Annotated in this window: 1 pseudogene; it reads right to left on the reverse strand. The window is 80.1% G+C overall.

What is annotated here, in order from left to right:
- A pseudogene (locus DN069_RS13245) lies at positions 1-201 on the reverse strand (nucleotidyltransferase domain-containing protein); the annotation flags it as partial.

The following is a 201-nucleotide window of genomic DNA, read 5'->3' on the forward strand; positions in this document are numbered from 1 at the left end:
CCCGATCCGGTACCCCTCCCACAGCGGGCCGCCGGCCCGGTCGAGGGCCTCGGTCACGGCGGCCACCATCCACTCCGTGCCGTCGGGAGCCCCGCCCGCGACGGCGGTGAGGGCGGCCGTGAGCCGGTCGTGCAGGCCCGGGTCCGCGTCGGCGAGCCGACGCGACAGCCACTTGCCCGCGCCGAGCCAGCGCCCGTCCGC

The organism is Streptacidiphilus pinicola (assembly GCF_003258295.1).
Classification (GTDB): domain Bacteria; phylum Actinomycetota; class Actinomycetes; order Streptomycetales; family Streptomycetaceae; genus Streptacidiphilus; species Streptacidiphilus pinicola.